We start from the raw sequence: 15,695 nt of genomic DNA, 5'->3' as shown, positions 1-15,695 counted from the left end.
TCACAGTTTCATAGTGTTTCGGTGGTCATAGCGTGAGGGAAACGCCCGGTAACATTCCGAACCCGGAAGCTAAGCCTTACAGCGCCGATGGTACTGCAGGGGGGACCCTGTGGGAGAGTAGGACACCGCCGAACAAATTTTAATGGGAAAGCCCCCGCACTTCGGTGCGGGGGCTTTCTTGCGTTCAGGGGCACTTTTTTCCCGACACTCCTTTCCCCGGTCCTTTTCAGGACGGCTCCACCAGTCTTGTGTCGTACGCCAGGATGACCGCTTGGATGCGGTCCCGGGAGCCCGTCTTCGCGAGGATTCGGCTTACGTGGGTCTTCACCGTCGATTCGGCGAGATGGAGGCGGGCGGATATCTCTGTGTTCGTCCAGCCCTGGCCGACGACCGTCAGGATTTCGCGTTCGCGGTACGTGAGGGAGCTGAGACGCGGGTCCTGGCCGGGGGTTGTTTCCGGGCCCGGCGTGGGGAGGTGCTCGGCGTAGGCGTCGAGCAGGCGGCGGGTGAGGCTCGGGGCCACGACCGCGTCGCCCGTGGCCACCGCGCGGATGCCGGCGAGGAGTTCCTCGGGCTGGGCGTCCTTGATGAGGAAGCCGGAGGCGCCCGCCCGCAGGCCGGCGTACGCGTACTCGTCCAGGTCGAACGTGGTCAGGATGAGTACGCGGGTGCGGTCTCCGGAGGAGACGATGCGGCGGGTCGCCTCGATGCCGTCGAGGCCGGGCATGCGGATGTCCATCAGAGCGACGTCCGGGTGGAGTTCGGCCGTCATGCGGATCGCCTCGCTGCCGTTGGACGCCTCGCCCACGACCGCCATGTCGTCCTGGCTCTCCAGGAGCATGCGGAACCCGAAGCGCTGCAGAGGCTGGTCGTCGACGATGAGCACGGTGGTCACTGCGGGGTTTCCTCCGGTAGGTGAAGGTGGACGCGCCAGCCCTGTTCCCGGAGCGGGCCGGACTCAAGTGTGCCGCCGTACAAGGCTGTTCGTTCGCGCATTCCGGTGAGGCCGCGGCCTCCGGCGCCGTTCCCGTGGCCTGTGCTTCCGCGGCCGGTGTCGGTCACCGTCGCGGTTACGGCGCCTCCGGTCCCGTACGACACCGAGACCGTCGATGTCGCGTCCGGGCCGCCGTGCTTGAGGGTGTTCGTCAGGGCTTCCTGGATGACTCGATAGACGGTGAGCTGGCGGCCCGGGGGGAGGGCGGTGGCTCGGCCGTGGACGGTGGTGCGGACGGGGAGGCCGGCGGAGCGTACGCCTTCGATGAGGTGGTCGAGGTCGGTGAGGGAGGGCTGGGGGGCCATCTCGACTCCCTGGGGTTCGAGTCCCGGGGGTTCGGCGCCTGGTGGCTTTGTTCCTGAGGGATCCGTGCGCAGTACGTCCAGGAGGCGGCGGAGCTCGCCCAGGGCCTGGCGGCTGGTCGTGCCGATGGCGGTGAGGGCTTGGGCGGCGCGTTCGGGGTTCTTGGCGGCCGCGTACGAACCGCCGTCCGCGAGGCTGGTGATGACCGACAGGTTGTGGCCGATGATGTCGTGCATCTCGCGGGCTATGCGGGTGCGTTCGGCGGCGGTGGCGAGGCGGGCCTGCTGGTCGCGTTCCACCTCCAGTTGGGCGGCGCGTTCGACGAGGGAGGTGAGGTACTCCTGGCGGGTGCGGTAGGAGACGCCGACGATGGCCACCATGGCGAGGCGGGTCGCCTGCGGGACGATGGTCTGGTCCGGGCTCTGGTCGGCGCCCTGTTCGACCGCGTTGCGGAAGCCGTCCACGATGATCGGTATCAGGGTGACGGCGTAGGACGCGAGCAGGGTGCGCAGTGCGGTGTGCAGCGCGATGTTGAACGTGACGACGAGCAGGGTCAGGCTCGACTGGAGGTCGGTTCCCGTCCAGGCGTTCACCACGGCGAGCGGCAGCATCGGCAGGAGGATCGCGACGGGATGGCTGCGGCGCCACAGGAGCGGGACGGTGAAGCCCAGCGACAGGGTGACGACCAGCCAGGTGGGCGCCTGTGGGTTCTGGGTGATGTACCGCCAGCCGCCGCCCAGGACGTCGGTGAAGGCGGCGGTCACGAAGGAGCCCGTGACCAGGACGTCCCACACCAGCGGGTGGCGCCGGTCGAAGGCGCGCACCCGGTGGCTGAGGCGGTGGATCTGGCGGGTGGCGGGCTGCTGGCGGGCTCCGTCGGGCGACCAGCCCCGCCAGGACTGGTCGCGCCAGGCCTGGTCCCGGCGGGCGCGGTCACGGCGGCTCTGGTCGCGGGCCCTGCGCAGCCAGTTCCGGTGCCAGTTGCGGGGCCGGTCCCGTGTCTCGGTCACGGTTCCATCCTCGTACGGGAGCCGGTGGTACGGGAGTTGGTCATACGTCCCGTCGCTTGAGAAGCAGGGCCGCGGTGCCCAGGATCGCCGCCGTCCACAGGGTGAGGGCGAGGAGGGCGGGGCCCGTGGCCGCGTAGTCGGGGGAGTCGTGGAGGGTCATCAGGCCCTCGGCCGCCCTGCCGGGGAAGTACTTGGAGGCGCTGTCCATGGCGTCGTACGGGAACATCCTGAGGATCTCCGGGAGGACGGTGACGCCTCCGATGAAGGCGGTGATGCCGCCGGGGACCGAGCGGAGCAGGGCGCCCAGGCCGAGGCCGATGAGGGCCAGGGAGGTCAGACCCGCCGCGCTGCCGAGGAGGGTGCCGAAGACGCCCGGGTCGGTGAGGGACAGCGCCTTGTCCGTGCCGTCGAGGAAGAGCTGCCCGGCGGTGAACGTGCCGAGGAGCGTGGCGAGCGTGGCCGTGAAGGTGACCGCGGCGACGACGCCGGCCTTGGACCAGAGGACGGGGAGGCGGCGCGGTACGGCCACCATCGTGGAGCGGACCATTCCCGTGCCGTACTCGCCCGCGATGAACAGGACGGCGACGACGGCCAGGATGATCTGCGAGAACTGCGTGCCGAAGAGCAGGAACTGGACGGGGTCGATGCCGGTGATCTCGCCGCGGTCCTGTTCGTACGACGCGCCCATCGCGATGCCGACGCCGAGGGTCAGGACGGTCGCGGCGGTCAGCATGATCCAGGTGGAGCGGACCGTCCACAGCTTGTGCCATTCGGAGCGCAGGATGCGGGACGGGGTGAGGGCGAGGGTGGTCATGCCGGCTCCAGGTGGGCTGCGTATTCGAGGGAGTCGCGGGTCAGGTCCATGAAGGCCGCCTCCAACGAGGCGGCGTGCGGGGTGAGTTCGAAGAGGGGGATGCCGTGGGCTGCGGCCGTGCGGCCGATGTGTTCGGCGTCCGTGCCGCGGACTTCGAGGGTGCCGGGGGTGGAGCTGGTGACGTCCACGTCCGGGGCCGCGAGGAGTTGGGCGAGCGGGCCGGCTTCCGGGGTGACGACCTTGACCGTGCCCGCGCCCGATTCGCGTACGAACGTGTCGACCGTCGTGTCGGCCAGCAGGCGGCCCCTGCCGATGATGATCAGGTGCTCGGCGGTCAGGGCCATCTCGCTCATCAGGTGGGAGGAGACGAAGACCGTACGGCCCTCCGCGGCAAGGGACTTGAGGAGGTTGCGGATCCACAGGACGCCCTCGGGGTCGAGGCCGTTGACCGGTTCGTCGAGGATCACGGTGGCCGGGTCGCCGAGCAACGCGGCGGCGATGCCGAGGCGTTGGCCCATGCCGAGGGAGAAGCCCTTGACCCGTTGTCCGGCCACGTCGGTCAGGCCGGTGAGGTCCAGGACGTGGGCGACGCGGCTCCTGGGGATGCCGTGGGTGAGGGCGAGCGCGACCAGGTGGTGGTGGGCCGTGCGGCCCGGGTGGACCGAGCGGGCCTCCAGCAACGCGCCGACCTCGTGGAGGGGTGCGCGGTGGTCGGCGTACGCGTGGTCGCCGACCGTCGCGGTGCCGCGCGTCGGGGCGTCCAGGCCGAGGATCATCCGCATGGTCGTGGACTTGCCGGCGCCGTTGGGGCCGAGGAAGCCGGTGACCGTGCCAGGGCGGACGGTGAAGGTGAGGTCGGACACGACGGTCTTGTCGCCGTAGCGTTTGGTCAGTTCGGAGGCTGTGATCATGCCTTCGATGGTCCGCCGGGCGGGTGGTCGGGGGCGTCGGACGACGGCGGGATATGAGGTGAAGGGTGTAGTACCCCGGTATTACGGTGACCCTCATGAGTCCCGATGTTCGTTCTGATGACCGTTTCGATGCCCCGGCGGACCATGTGGTGCGTCCGATACGTGCCGACGAGTGGCCCGCGGCGAAGGAGCTGCGACTGGCCGCGCTGCGGGATCCGGTGGCGCACCTCGCCTTTCTGGAGACGTACGAGGCTGCCGTGGGCCGGCCCGACAGCTTCTGGCGGGAGCGGGCGGCCGGGGCCGCCGAGGGAGTGCGTGAGCGGCAGCAGATGGTGGCCGTGGCGCCCGACGGACGGTGGGTCGGGTCGGTGGTCGTGCTCGTCGAGGAGGCGGGGGCGCAGGGCCCGTTCGGGGATGTGAACGAAGTACGCCAGGGGCATCTCGTGGGCGTCTATGTGCGGCCCGAGGTGCGGGGGCGGGGGCTCACCGAGCGGCTCTTCGCGTACGCCCTGGAGTGGGCGTGGGAGGTCGCCGGGGTGGAGCGGGTGCGGTTGTTCGTGGACGAGCGGAACGGGCGGGCCGAGGCCTTCTACCGGAAGTTCGGGTTCGTGCCCACGGGGCAGAGCGTTCCGGTGCCCGGGGATCCGGGCGCGCGGGAGCTGGAGTTCGTGTTCAAGCGGCCCTAGGGGGCGGTGGCTCAGACCGGGAGTTCGTGGTGGGGCCAGCGGGAGCGGGCCTGTTCGCGGGAGCGGAGGAGGGCCAGGACGGGGAGGCCTCGGTCCAGGCCTGTGCCCGTGCCTCCGCTCGCGGACAGGAGGTCCGGGAGCTGGGGGAGCGGGGCCACCGCTGCCACGTCGTCCAGTACGAGGGTCAGTGGTGGGTCGAGGCGACCGGAGGATGACCGTTCGGCCATGCGCCGGCCGCGCTCGACCACGCTTGAGGCGAGGGCCGTCAGCAGGGGCATCGCGCCGGGATTCGCCCTGGGGTCCTCGATGGGTTCACCGACCACATAGAGCGTGCCCCCTTCGTCGACGAAAGAATCCAGGGTGAGGCTGTCGGTTCGGTTCGGGGTGCAGGCTTCGCGGACATTCACCGTGAACAGGGCGGACAGGGCCCGGGCCGTCAACTCCTGGGCGATGTCCCGGCGTTCGGGGTGCGAGGTGAGGGTGGCTTCGAGTTCGCCCGCGGAGCCGGAGGCGGCCTTGGGGTTCGTACGGAGGATGCGTACGGCGTCCTGGACCTGGGTGCCCTGGGCCCAGCGGTGGACGTGGCGGATGGTGCGGCCGTCCACGGCGGCGGCGTGGAGGTAGCTGCGCAGGAGTGTCTCCGCGGTGTCGGCGACCGTCTGGTCGATCTTCGCGGTGGGGCGGACCGGGGCGAGGAGCGCTGCCGCGCGGGCCCCCGCGGTGTCCTTGTTCTCGCAGCCGGCGGACGGGGACCAGTGGAGGCGGGCCGGGGTGTCGCAGAGGTGGGAGGGGTCGTAGAGGAGGACCGGGCCCAGTTTCGCGCGGGCGTCCTTCGTGTCCGACCAGAGGGTGGGGTTGGAGGTGATGACCAGGGCAGGGCCGTCGGCGTCCCGGATCGCCTGGACGGCGAGGGGGTGGCGGGTTTCGGGCGGGCCGAGGATCAGAGGGCCCCGCGGTGTGGGTACGCCCACCGCCCCCGCGCCTTCGGCGGGGATGCTTTCCCACCCACCCAACCGATTACCGTCGGCCACCGAGGGAACCGACTCCAGCGGCGGCTCCGCCGCACGAACAGGCTCGGCCGCCGATACCTGCTCCACCGCAGGGCGCGGAGCGGCCTCACGGGGCACGCTCTCGGACCGCGGCTGAGGCTGCTGCTCCGCCTTTGCCTCCGGCTCGGGAGTGGGCTCCGGCATGGCGGACGCGGCCAGTGCCCTCCGCCTGGCTCTCCCCGCCCGCCACCTCGCCGCCGTTCCCATGACGAACACCGTCAGGACCAGCAGGACCATCAGTTGGCCGATGAACAGGCCCCAGAAGAGGCCGTATCCGGAGAGCTGGGTCTTCGGGGTTTCGGGCCAGGCGGCCGCGATGTCGTGGGGGGCCTCGACGAGTTGGCGCATGGCCAGGGGCGTATGGCCGAAGGTGACCTCGGCGGGCCAGGAGCCGTGGGCGAAGAGGCCGGCCAGGCCGGTCGCCGTCCACACCATGACGGTCATGCCGAGGACGAAGGCGAGGACGCCGATCAACAGTCCGTCGGGGATGCCGCCTTCGCCGCCGCGGTGGCGGTCTCGATCGTCCGGTCTCATCTCGGGCCGCTCCTCTACGCCACCGTGGACTCGGACGAGCCGTCGAGATCGCTCAGGTGTTGCTCCATGAACGCCGCCGCGCGTTCCTCCGCCTCCAGCTCGGCGGCCCGCAGGGCGTCGTCCGCCAGGTGGTCGGCCGACGACTCCGTCATGGCGCGGTCGGTGAAGACGAGGGGGCGTTCGGTCTCGGTGATCAGGTGTTTGACGACCTGGACGTTGCCGTTGACGTCCCAGACGGCGATGCCCGGGGTGAGGGTGGGGATGATCTCGACTGCCCATCGGGGCAGGCCGAGTACCCGCCCGGTCGATCGGGCCTCATCCGCCTTCTGGGCGTAGATCGTCCTGGTGGACGCCATCTTGAGGATCGCGGCGGCCTCCTTCGCCGCGGCCCCGTCGACCACGTCGGAGAGGTGGTGGACCACCGCCACGAACGACAGGCCCAGGCGCCGTCCGAACTTCAGCAGGCGCTGGAACAGCTGGGCCACGAACGGGCTGTTGATGATGTGCCAGGCCTCCTCGACGAGGAAGATGCGCTTCTTCCGGTCGGGGCGGATCCAGGTGTGCTCCAGCCACACGCCGACGATCGCCATGAGGATCGGCATGGCGATGGAGTTGCGGTCGATGTGGGACAGGTCGAAGACGATGAGCGGCGCGTCGAGGTCGATGCCGACGGTCGTCGGGCCGTCGAACATGCCGCGCAGGTCACCGTCGACGAGGCGGTCGATGACCAGGGCGACGTCCAGGCCCCAGGCCCGTACGTCGTCTATGGCGACGTTCATCGCCTCCGCCGACTCCGGTTCGGGGTGGCGCAGTTGCTCGACGATGTCCGTCAGTACGGGCTGGCGCTCGACGATCGTCTCGTTGACGTAGGCGTGCGCGACCTTGAGCGCGAAGCCGGAGCGCTCGTCCAGGCCGTGGCCCATCGCGACCTCGATGATCGTCCGGAGCAGGGCGAGCTGTCCGGTCGTGGTGATCGCGGGGTCGAGCGGGTTGAGCCGGATGCCCATGTCCAGGGCGGCGGTCGGGTCGAGCCGGATGGGGGTTATACCCAGCTGCCGGGCGATGAGGTTCCACTCGCCGTCCCCGTCCTCGCCCTGTGCGTCGAGGACGACGACCTGCCGGTCCTTGAACCTCAACTGCCGCAGGACGTACGTCTTCTCCAGGGCCGACTTGCCGTTGCCGGACTCGCCGAGGACCAGCCAGTGGGGTGCCGGGAGCTGCTGTCCGTACAGCTGGAAGGGGTCGTAGATATAGCCCTTCCCGGAGTAGACCTCGCGGCCGATGATGACGCCGGAGTCGCCGAGGCCGGGGGCCGCGGTCGGCAGGTAGACGGCCTGGGCCTGGCCGGTGGAGGTGCGCACCGGCGGGCGGGTCGTCTCGACCTTGCCGAAGAGGAAGGACGTGAAGGCCTCGGTGAGGACGGACAGCGGATCCCGCATCAGTACTCAGCCCTACCTTCGGATGCCGGTGGCGAACGGGAGTGTGTTCACGAAGGCGCGGTGGTGCTCTCGGTCGCACCACTCCAGCTTCAGGTACGACTTGCCTGCCGAGGCCCTTATGGTCCGCTTGTCGCGGGCGAGTGCCTCGGGGTTGCGGGACGAGACGGTGATGTAGCCGACGAGGTTGACGCCGGCCGCGCCGCTCGCGAGGTCCTCGCCGCGCTGGTCCATGCGGTTGTGCGAGGCGACGTCGCGCGGGTCGACGGTCCGGTTCATCTTGGCCTGGCGGCTGGCCTCGGCGTCGTCGTTCGTTTTCTCGGTCAGCATCCGCTCGATGGCGACCTCGGTGGGTTCGAGGTCCATCGTCACGGCGACCGTGCGGATCACGTCGGGGGTGTGGACGAGCAGCGGGGCGAGGAAGTTGACGCCCACCGGGGTCATCGGCCACTCCTTGACCCAGGCCGTGGAGTGGCACCAGGGGGCGCGGGTGGAGGATTCGCGGGTCTTGGCCTGGAGGTAGGTGGGCTCCATGGCATCCAGCTCGGCCGGCCAGGCGTTGCGCTTCGTCATCGCCTGGATGTGGTCGATGGGGTGGTCCGGGTCGTACATCGAATGCACGAGGGAGGAGAGCCGGCCCTGTCCGAGCGGCTGGCGCACCCGGATGTCGGCCTCCTGGAGGCGCGAGCAGATGTCGGTGAGCTCGCGGGCCATGACGACGGCGAGTCCGGAGTCGCGGTCGAGCTTCTTGCCGCCCTGCGGGCGCGCGGCGCGGGCCATGGCGTGGCCCTCGGCGGCGAGTTCGCGGGAGTAGTGCATGCAGGCGACGAGGTAGGCGCGGTGCTGTTCGCTGCTCGTCGACACCATGGACTGGAGCTGGTCGTACGACTGCTGCAGCCAGCCGGGGGCCTTCTCGTCGCCGCGTACGACGACGTCCTTGGCGTGGGCGTCCGGGTCGGCGGGGAGCGTACGGGCGAGCATCTGGAGGCGGGTGACGAAGCCGTCGCCGTTGGCGACGTGCTTGAGCAGGGTGCCGAAGCGGTCGACGAGGGTTTCCTGGTCCTCGCTGTCGCGGAGGCCGACGCCCGGGCCCTCGATCTCGATCGCCGCGGTGACGGTTTTCCGGTCGGCGTGCAGGAGGACGGCGATCTCGTCGGGGCCGAAGGGCGCGGCGAGCCAGGTGATCCGTCCGATGCCGGGCGGGGGGCCGACCTCGACCTCGCGGCCGTCGACGCGCGTCCCGGACTCCATGACCTTGCTGCGGTAGGCGGTGCCCTGGCGCAGGCTGCGCTTGTAACTGCGGTTGATCTCGAACCACTTGTAGAAGGTCCGCCGCTTGTACGGCACGTAGACCGCGGCCAGTGCCAGCATCGGGAAGCCCACGAGGGACACGATGCGCAGGGAGAGCACGGGAACGATCAGACCGGACATCATGCCGAGGAACGCGCCCACGATGATCAGCGCGATCTCGCCGGACTCGCGGTTCCGGCCGACGATCGCGTTCGGCCGGGCGCGGCCGATCAGATATGTCCGGCGGGGCGTGACCGCATGGGACACGTGGGACTCGGTCGTCAACGCCCTTCACCTCCCGTGCGGTTGTTGCTGTTGCTGTTGCGTGTGTTGGCGGCGTGGGGGGTGTTCACCGGGCTGCTGCGTGGCGGGGGTGCGGCGGAGGGGACAGATCCGCCGCCGCCCGAGGAGCCGCGCGAGCTGTGGGCGGCGACGCCGCCGGAGGCGGGGTTGGAGGGGCGGGCACCGGCGCCTCCGCCTCCGCCGCCGTTGTTGTCGGCCCGGGCGCTGTGGGTCTTGATGCCCTGGGCGACGAGGGTCGCGGGCGAGCTGATGACGGCCGCGGCCTTGCCTTCGGCGCCCTGCATGATGCGGTTGTTGCGGGAGTTGGCGATCTCGTCGCCGAAGCCCGGTACGAAGCGGTAGATCATCGCGCTCGCGAAGATGGCGAGCAGGATGATGGCGAGGCCGGAGACGACGGCGGAGAACGCGTCGGGCCCGTCCTCGGCGGAGAGCGCGCCGGCGAGGCCCAGGACGATCACGATCACCGGTTTCACGAGGATGACGGCGATCATGATGCCCGCCCAGCGGCGGACGTGGCCCCAGAGGTTCTTGTCGACCAGGCCGGCGTAGACGACGGTGCCGAGGAGCGCGCCCACGTAGAGGAGGGCGGCGCGGATGACGAGCTCCAGCCAGAGGACGCCCGCGGCCAGGATCGACACGAGCGACACGACGATCAGCATGATCGGGCCGCCGCCGATGTCGGTGCCCTTGTTCAGGGCGCCGGAGAAGTTGCCGAAGAACGTGTCCGTCTGGTTGCCGGTGGTCTTGGCGAGGACCTCGGCGATGCCGTCGGTCGCCGACACGACGGTGTAGAGGATCAGCGGGGTGAAGGCCGAGGCCAGCACCGTCAGCCAGAGGAAGCCGATCGCCTCGCCGATGGCCGTGCTGAGGGGGACGCCCCGGACGGCACGCTTGGCCACCGCGAGAAGCCACAGGAGGAGGGTCAGGATCGTCGACGCGGCGAAGACGACCGCGTACTGCTGGAGGAACGTGGTGTTCGTGAAGTCGACGGTGGCCGTGTTCTGGACCGCGTCGCTGAGCTTGTCGATGGTCCAGGAGGCGGCCTTCGCACAGCCCTTGGCGAGGGAGGCGAGGGGGTCGAGGGTGTCGGTGACTGAGGGGGTGGTGCCGGGATCGCCGCCGCCGGAGTCGCTCTCGCAGATCCTCTTGGCCTCGCCCGAGAGGAGGCCGCAGGTGTTGTCGCCGGACGGTGTGGGCGTGGGCGTGGGGGCCGCGGCGGCACGCGAGGCCAGCAGGACGGCGACGGTCTGTACGGCTGCGAGGGTTGCCGCGACCTTGCGCACGCGATGTGTGCTACCGGGCATACGTGAACCCTCCGTACTCCTCGACGGCCTTCGAGATCTCCTCGGATGTCGAGACCTTGTTGTCGCCGTTGACCGGCGCGGGACCGCTCTTCTGGGAGAAGCTGTCGACCTTCCAGTCCCCGTCGGTCCACCGCAGTTGGAGCGTCATGGTGAACCAGTCGTTGCTGACCGGGTTCTTCGAGTCGTCCCCGGCCGTGCCGAACACGCCCGTGCACCAGACCTCGACGGTCGCCGCGTCGGCCGAGTGGTCGGTGACCTTGGTGCCGACCGGCATGGTGCGCGAGACGTAGGTCCGACCCGCGGCCGCGTTGCCGTTCTCGTCCAGGCCGACGTTGCTCAGGAACTCCTTGGAATACGCCTTGTCCAGCTTGGCCTGCAGCGCGGACACCTTGTCGGGGACGAACACCTGCTGGACGATCTCGCCGCGCCGGGCGGGCTTGAGGATGTCGGCCGAGACCAGCACCACCGAGTAGTTCGCGGCCGCGGACTCCGCGCCCTGCTGGTTGTGCGTGAACCCCGACGGGATGCCGCCCGCCTTCGTCTGCACCGGCTGGTCTCCGGAGGCGGCAGTCGGGGCGGATTCCGCCTTGTCGCCGCTCGACTCGTTCGAGGCGGAATCACCGCCACCACGGTTCGCGAAGGCGATGGCGGCAATCAGGAGCACCACCACTCCCACCACCGTGACGAGGCTGCGGGACGACGAACGGCCGCCGCGTCGTGCGCCGCCGTAGACGTCACCGGCAGTGTCGGGGAGTCGTGTGCGGGTCTGGCCGGTGCCTCCGTATCCGCCGTCGTCGCCGCGCGCTCCGTGCTCGTCGCCGAGACTCATGCCGCGTACGCCCCCTCAACCTCTTGCTGAACCGCGTAGTACGACGGTAGCCGCGCTGGCTTCGGCGCGGGCGCGGTGTGGTGACTCGACATCAGGGAAACGCAACCTCAGCCGGTGGGCACGACGGACGGGTGGGTAGAGGGAGACCGGGCGTGCCCGGCCGGGTCTGAGGACGCCGAGCCGGCGGCCGCCTAGACGGCCATGCCGTACACGATGGTGAAGACGGTGCCGAGGGAACCGATGATGAAGACCCCGGTGAGACCCGCGACGATGAGGCCCTTGCCTTGTTCGGCACTGAACGTGTCGCGGAGGGCCGTCGCGCCGATGCGTTGCTTCGCCGCGCCCCAGATCGCGATACCGAGGCACAGCAGGATGGCGACCGCCATCACGACCTCGATCATCACCCGCGCCTCGTTGCCCAGGCTGCCGAAGGGGCCCCAGTCCGGGGCAATCCCGCCGATGATGGTGTTGATGTCGCCCTTTTCGGCTGCGAAAAGCATGTAAGTCACCGCCCCTTGTGGGTTGTTCTGCACCCCCTGCCACTCTGCGCAGAGGTCAGGGCCATTGTCGCCGACAATGACGCTGTCGCATGTCGACTTGGCGTCATTGATTGGCGGGTTTCGTACGGATCCCCTGTCACCGGCCCTCGCGGGGCCCTGACGGGAGCGGGGGTCGGTATACAAGGAGGCATATCGTCACTCTGTGTATCACGGCAGGTCACGCCGGGCAATGAAGTGGAACCGGAAGTCGAACCGGAACCTGAGGTGTGGTTCCGTCGTTAGCCCCTCTTATCCGGCTCACTTCGGGCGGTGACCGACTCCGCCCGCCCATCGAGCCCGACCCCGTCCCATGTGCGCCGGTCCGTCGTGCCGATGTTCTCCGGGTCGTACGTCTCCTGGTGAGTAGACGCCGTCCGTTTTGCGCTGGGGGAAGGCTATCCCGGGTCGGGGCGTGGGGATGTGGCGGGGTGTCACCCGCAGGCCATGGCAAAGGGCCGGGCACGGCGATGGTCCGGGCATGGCAACGGGCCGGGGGTCGATGAGCCCCGGCCCGCTGTTCCGTCGGTTGAGTGGCCGTCAGCCGGTGAAGGCCGAGAGTCCCTCAGGTGTGCCCAGGCCCGTCGGGCCGTCGTAGCCCGACCTGGCCGTGCAGAGGTAGCTCGTGGTGCAGGTGCCGTTGCTGCCGCTGGTCACGTCGTTGAGGGCGGAGGTGCCGGCTGCCGCGTACGGGAACTTCGCCGGGTAGGAGCTGGTGGAGGGGGTGCCGGCGAGGGCGTACACGCCCGCGATGATCGGGGCCGAGGCGCTCGTACCGCCGAAGGTGTACCAGCCGGCCGTGACGCCGTAGGAGTCGTAGACCGAGACGCCCGTGGCCGGGTCGGCGACCGCCGAGACGTCCGCGATCGCTCGCTTGGTGCAGCCCGTGTCCGTCTGCCAGGACGGCTTCGTGTCGTACGCGGAGCAGCCCGAGCCGGTGCCTTCGGTGCTGCTGGTCGACCAGACCTTCTCGCTCCAGCCGCGGGAGGAGGAGTCGGAGGAGAGGGCGGTGCCGCCGACCGCGGTCACGTACTGGGAGGCCGCCGGGTACTCGGCGCCGTAGCCGCTGTCGCCCGCGCTGACCGTGATCGCGACGCCCGGGTGCTTGAAGTACGAGGTGTCGTAGGAGGCGTCGGAGGACGACTCGCCGCCGCCGTAGCTGTTGGACACGAACTTCGCGCCGAGTGTGACCGCCCTGTTCACGGCTGTGCCGAGGTCGGCCATGGAGGACGACTTGGCCTCGACCAGCAGGATGTTGCAGTTGGGGCAGGTCGCGCTCGCCATGTCCAGGTCGAGGGAGATCTCCTCGGCCCAGCCGCTGTCGGCGGTGGGGAGGGAGGTCGTGGAGCCGGTCTGACCGACCTTCTTGAAGCAGCCGTTGGCCGTGGTGCACGAGGAAAGGCCGTAGTACGAGCGGTACTTGGCGAGGTCCGCCGCGGCGTTCGGGTCGTCGTACGCGTCCACGATCGCGATGGTCTCGCCGGAGCCCTTGGAGGCGGCGGCGGACGTCAGGCCGTACGCGTCCTGGAGGTCGCTCGGGCCGTAGCCGGAGGGGGTGGAGGCGTCCGCGGCCTTCGGTGTGACGCCGTCCGTCCTCGCCTCGGCCTTCTGGAAGGCGGTCGTGCCGCCGGTGACGCGCAGCGCCTTGCAGGCCATCCGGCCCTTCGTGGGCGTGGCGCACGCCCGGGTCCATGTCACCTTGCCGGCCGACGGCTTGGCGGTGGTGGTGGCGGGTGCGGGAGCCGCGGTCGCCTGGCCGGTTGTGGCCAGTCCGGCGAGGACGAGTGCGGTGGCGGCGACCGCGGCGGATCCGATGCGGCTCCATCGGCCGCGTACGGAGGGCCTGTTGGAAGGCGTGTCGGTGGATCTTCTGATGGATCCGGCGGGTCCGCCGGACGGGGTGTGGGGGGTCGTGGAACGCAACGGACAGCCTCCTGGGCGTGGTTGACCGGGGCGGTGCGGGTGCGGTGTCGCCGGTGCGGTGTCCCCGGCGGAGGGCCTGGGTCGAAAGGATCAAGCGGCCCGCGGACGACCATCCCTTGTTGGGTACGTGACAACAAGGCGCGTCCCGGAATCCTGACTTCCGCCTTACCGAACCCGGCGCCCGCCTTACTGATCAATGGCTGTGCGATGGCCAGGGGCTGGCTGTGGCTTGACCCGGCTCACAGGAATGACAAGCGGTGCCTTCATTCGCTTGCGCTTATATAAGTGAGCGGTGATACGTTGGTGTCGTGCACGCATTCGACGTACTCGGGGATCCCGTACGCCGCCGGATCCTTGAGCTGCTCGCCGACGGTGAGATGAGCTCCGGGGCCGTCTCGGAGGTCATGAGGGAGGAGTTCGGCATATCGCAGCCGGGCGTCTCGCAGCATCTGAAGGTGCTGCGGGAGAACGGCTTCGCCACGGTCCGGCCGGAGGGGACCCGGCGGCTCTACGCGGTCAACTCCGACCCGTTGCGCGACATCGACGCGTGGCTGGCCCGCTTCCGGCACTTCTGGACCCCCCACCTGGACGCCCTGGCCACCGAACTGGCCCGGGGCAAGCGCGAGCGCCGGCTCCGTGAGTCCGCCGACGGCCCCGGCGACGAACCCGTACAGCAGAGGAGCACCCCGTGATCGACGTCAACCACCAGATCAACGCCGTGCGGCGCCGTGTCATCGAGGCCGGCGAAGGCCATGTGGTGACCCTGAGCCAGACGTACGACTCGACCGTCGAGGACCTCTGGGACGCCTGCACCAACCCCGAGCGCATCCCGCGCTGGTTCCTGCCCGTCACCGGCGACCTCCGCGTCGGCGGCAAGTACCAGCTGCAGGGCAACGCCAACGGCACCGTCGAGAGCTGCGACCCGCCGCGGGGCTTCACCGCGACCTGGGAGTTCGCCGGGGACGTCACCTGGATCGAGCTCCGGCTCATCCCCGAGGCGGACGGCGGTACGCGCTTCGAACTCGACCACATCGCGCCCGACGACGACCAGAAGTGGGCCCAGTTCGGCCCCGGAGCCGTCGGCGTCGGCTGGGACATGGCCCTCATCGGCCTCACCCTGCATCTGTCCTCCGGCGAGGCCGTGAACCCCGAGGAGGCCATGGCCTGGTTCGGCACCGAGGAGGGCCTCCGGTTCGTCACCCTGAGCAGCGAGGGCTGGTACGCGGCGAGTGTCTCCGACGGTGAGGCGGAGGAGGTCGCACGGGCGCGGGCCGACCGGACGACTGCGGCGTACACCGGGGCCGAGGTCGACGCCGATGGCGATACCGAATCGGACTGACGTCGGTCTAGGGTGACCCGTTCCCCACGCCCTCCACGCCCTCCACGAAGTGGTCGAACTCGCCTGCCTGTACGCCGAGTACGAAGGCGTCCCACTTCTTCTGGGTCGTCGTGACGACCGTCTCCGGGTCGCTGGTCTCGCGGATGTAGACGAGGTCGTTGTCGCCGAAGGCGAGCTCGATCCAGGGGCCAGGGCCGGTCGCCTCCGGCGGGGCGGCGCGTTCCCAGATGAGGTCCGCGGGGATGTCAGACATGGGTCGGGTTCTCTTTGAGTACGCGGATGAGGGCGGCGAAGGCCTGGGGGGTGGCCCCGAGTATGGAGTGGGTGGGGTCGCCGCTCTCGGTGAGGTGGATGGCTTCGGCCGTGGAGGCCGTGTGTATGCATGAGTCGCCCTCGGAGCAGTAGGACGACTTCTGCCAGGTGTGCGGAGTCAC

The 15,695-nt window shown here is 69.9% G+C and carries 16 protein-coding genes and 1 rRNA gene; 4 read left to right on the top strand and 13 right to left on the bottom strand.

Annotated elements, in window-relative coordinates; translation table 11 throughout:
• Positions 1-17: 17 nt before the first annotated feature.
• A 5S ribosomal RNA gene (rrf, locus tag OG718_RS26875) occupies positions 18-134 on the top strand.
• Between the two features lie 92 nt (positions 135-226).
• Here the strand turns inward: rrf and OG718_RS26870 are convergent.
• From OG718_RS26870 to OG718_RS26855, 4 genes are all read right to left on the bottom strand, one after another.
• A complete protein-coding gene (locus tag OG718_RS26870; RefSeq protein ID WP_306938823.1) occupies positions 227-895 on the bottom strand; it encodes a response regulator in 669 nt (222 codons plus the stop codon).
• Positions 892-2,142, bottom strand: coding sequence for a sensor histidine kinase (locus tag OG718_RS26865; RefSeq protein WP_328847837.1), 1,251 nt, complete (start codon positions 2,140-2,142; stop codon positions 892-894). Before OG718_RS26865 ends, OG718_RS26870 begins: the two co-directional genes overlap by 4 nt.
• Positions 2,143-2,347: 205 nt before the next feature.
• Positions 2,348-3,121, bottom strand: a complete 774-nt coding sequence (locus tag OG718_RS26860) for an ABC transporter permease (protein WP_143639384.1) — start codon at positions 3,119-3,121, stop codon at positions 2,348-2,350.
• Complete coding sequence (locus tag OG718_RS26855; RefSeq protein WP_143639386.1) at positions 3,118-4,032, bottom strand: ATP-binding cassette domain-containing protein; 915 nt, start codon at positions 4,030-4,032, stop codon at positions 3,118-3,120. The genes OG718_RS26860 and OG718_RS26855 overlap by 4 nt, the downstream gene beginning before the upstream one ends.
• 95 nt (positions 4,033-4,127) lie before the next feature.
• Here OG718_RS26855 and OG718_RS26850 point away from each other — a divergent pair, with 95 nt between their 5' ends.
• Positions 4,128-4,718: a GNAT family N-acetyltransferase gene (locus OG718_RS26850; RefSeq protein WP_328845374.1), complete on the top strand. Its 591-nt coding sequence runs from the start codon at positions 4,128-4,130 to the stop codon at positions 4,716-4,718.
• A gap of 11 nt (positions 4,719-4,729) precedes the next feature.
• On the opposite strand, the gene OG718_RS26845 is transcribed toward OG718_RS26850, so the two are convergent.
• From OG718_RS26845 to OG718_RS26815, 7 genes are all read right to left on the bottom strand, one after another.
• Positions 4,730-6,301 carry a type VI secretion protein gene (locus OG718_RS26845; RefSeq protein ID WP_328845373.1) on the bottom strand — a complete coding sequence of 524 codons (1,572 nt, stop codon included), beginning with the start codon at positions 6,299-6,301 and terminating at the stop codon, positions 4,730-4,732.
• A 14-nt stretch (positions 6,302-6,315) separates the two neighbouring features.
• Positions 6,316-7,740 carry an ATP-binding protein gene (locus tag OG718_RS26840; protein WP_143639392.1) on the bottom strand — a complete coding sequence of 475 codons (1,425 nt, stop codon included), beginning with the start codon at positions 7,738-7,740 and terminating at the stop codon, positions 6,316-6,318.
• A 12-nt stretch (positions 7,741-7,752) separates the two neighbouring features.
• Positions 7,753-9,312 carry an SCO6880 family protein gene (locus OG718_RS26835; protein ID WP_143639394.1) on the bottom strand — a complete coding sequence of 520 codons (1,560 nt, stop codon included), beginning with the start codon at positions 9,310-9,312 and terminating at the stop codon, positions 7,753-7,755.
• The gene (locus tag OG718_RS26830; RefSeq protein WP_143639396.1) at positions 9,309-10,634 is read right to left on the bottom strand and encodes a hypothetical protein; all 1,326 of its coding nucleotides are present in this window, start codon (positions 10,632-10,634) and stop codon (positions 9,309-9,311) included. Before OG718_RS26830 ends, OG718_RS26835 begins: the two co-directional genes overlap by 4 nt.
• Positions 10,624-11,463: a hypothetical protein gene (locus OG718_RS26825; RefSeq protein WP_143639398.1), complete on the bottom strand. Its 840-nt coding sequence runs from the start codon at positions 11,461-11,463 to the stop codon at positions 10,624-10,626. Before OG718_RS26825 ends, OG718_RS26830 begins: the two co-directional genes overlap by 11 nt.
• A gap of 191 nt (positions 11,464-11,654) precedes the next feature.
• Complete coding sequence (locus OG718_RS26820) at positions 11,655-11,963, bottom strand: hypothetical protein (RefSeq protein WP_055613376.1); 309 nt, start codon at positions 11,961-11,963, stop codon at positions 11,655-11,657.
• Between the two features lie 576 nt (positions 11,964-12,539).
• A complete protein-coding gene (locus OG718_RS26815; protein ID WP_328847836.1) occupies positions 12,540-13,874 on the bottom strand; it encodes a S53 family peptidase in 1,335 nt (444 codons plus the stop codon).
• A 356-nt stretch (positions 13,875-14,230) separates the two neighbouring features.
• Between OG718_RS26815 and OG718_RS26810 the strand changes: the two genes are divergently transcribed.
• Both OG718_RS26810 and OG718_RS26805 read left to right on the top strand, forming a co-directional pair.
• The gene (locus OG718_RS26810) at positions 14,231-14,614 is read left to right on the top strand and encodes an ArsR/SmtB family transcription factor (RefSeq protein WP_143639400.1); all 384 of its coding nucleotides are present in this window, start codon (positions 14,231-14,233) and stop codon (positions 14,612-14,614) included.
• Positions 14,611-15,261, top strand: coding sequence for an SRPBCC family protein (locus OG718_RS26805; RefSeq protein ID WP_328845372.1), 651 nt, complete (start codon positions 14,611-14,613; stop codon positions 15,259-15,261). Before OG718_RS26810 ends, OG718_RS26805 begins: the two co-directional genes overlap by 4 nt.
• Before the next feature lie 7 nt (positions 15,262-15,268).
• On the opposite strand, the gene OG718_RS26800 is transcribed toward OG718_RS26805, so the two are convergent.
• Together OG718_RS26800 and OG718_RS26795 are read right to left on the bottom strand one after the other, a co-directional pair.
• Complete coding sequence (locus OG718_RS26800; RefSeq protein ID WP_328845371.1) at positions 15,269-15,514, bottom strand: DUF397 domain-containing protein; 246 nt, start codon at positions 15,512-15,514, stop codon at positions 15,269-15,271.
• Entirely contained in the window at positions 15,507-15,695 is a 189-nt protein-coding gene (locus OG718_RS26795) for a DUF397 domain-containing protein (protein ID WP_143639406.1), read from the bottom strand. The genes OG718_RS26800 and OG718_RS26795 overlap by 8 nt, the downstream gene beginning before the upstream one ends.

Origin of the sequence: Streptomyces sp. NBC_00258 (assembly GCF_036182465.1) — a bacterium.
GTDB lineage: Bacteria > Actinomycetota > Actinomycetes > Streptomycetales > Streptomycetaceae > Streptomyces.
This window is presented reverse-complemented; position numbering and strand designations above follow the sequence as displayed.

Bases quoted from the DNA above. Each gene is read 5' to 3' on its own strand.
- OG718_RS26800 (WP_328845371.1), bottom strand. From the start codon at position 15,514: ATGTCTGACATCCCCGCGGACCTCATCTGGGAACGCGCCGCCCCGCCG.
- OG718_RS26825 (WP_143639398.1), bottom strand. From the start codon at position 11,463: ATGAGTCTCGGCGACGAGCACGGAGCGCGCGGCGACGACGGCGGATAC.
- OG718_RS26855 (WP_143639386.1), bottom strand. From the start codon at position 4,032: ATGATCACAGCCTCCGAACTGACCAAACGCTACGGCGACAAGACCGTC.
- OG718_RS26820 (WP_055613376.1), bottom strand. From the start codon at position 11,963: ATGCTTTTCGCAGCCGAAAAGGGCGACATCAACACCATCATCGGCGGG.
- OG718_RS26860 (WP_143639384.1), bottom strand. From the start codon at position 3,121: ATGACCACCCTCGCCCTCACCCCGTCCCGCATCCTGCGCTCCGAATGG.
- OG718_RS26830 (WP_143639396.1), bottom strand. From the start codon at position 10,634: ATGCCCGGTAGCACACATCGCGTGCGCAAGGTCGCGGCAACCCTCGCA.
- OG718_RS26845 (WP_328845373.1), bottom strand. From the start codon at position 6,301: ATGAGACCGGACGATCGAGACCGCCACCGCGGCGGCGAAGGCGGCATC.
- OG718_RS26850 (WP_328845374.1), top strand. From the start codon at position 4,128: ATGAGTCCCGATGTTCGTTCTGATGACCGTTTCGATGCCCCGGCGGAC.
- OG718_RS26840 (WP_143639392.1), bottom strand. From the start codon at position 7,740: ATGCGGGATCCGCTGTCCGTCCTCACCGAGGCCTTCACGTCCTTCCTC.